This window comes from Salmonella sp. SAL4457, assembly GCF_046548235.1.
Lineage (GTDB): Bacteria > Pseudomonadota > Gammaproteobacteria > Enterobacterales > Enterobacteriaceae > Salmonella > Salmonella enterica.
This window is the reverse complement of the sequence record NZ_JBGDZO010000224.1, coordinates 1-322: the sequence shown is the minus strand read 5'-3', so window position 1 is coordinate 322 and position 322 is coordinate 1. Positions and strand designations below refer to the sequence as shown.

At 69.3% G+C, this 322-nt stretch carries 1 pseudogene; it reads left to right on the top strand.

The window, feature by feature from the left end:
• Nucleotides 1-322 (top strand): annotated as a pseudogene (locus ACLJNW_RS24015) (TonB-dependent siderophore receptor); the annotation flags it as partial.

Below are 322 nucleotides of genomic sequence, written 5' to 3'. Positions count from 1 at the left end.
CTTCGTGACCCGGGCGATCCCCGAGGACTTCGCCACCAAGCTCGACGTGCACAGCGAACTCAGCCCCAGCTCCAGCCAGGACGGCCTGAAGACCACCCACAACGTGCTGATCGGCGGCACCGGCGCCAACGGCCTCGGCGGCGCCCTGCTCTACTCCGGCACCCGCGGCGGCGATTGGCGCGAGCACAGCGATACGCGGATCGACGACCTGATCCTCAAGGGCCGCTTCCAGCCCAGCGACGAACACACGTTTTCGGCGATGACCCAGTACTACGACGGCGAGGCCGACATGCCCGGCGGCCTCGGCACCGCGGCCTACCAC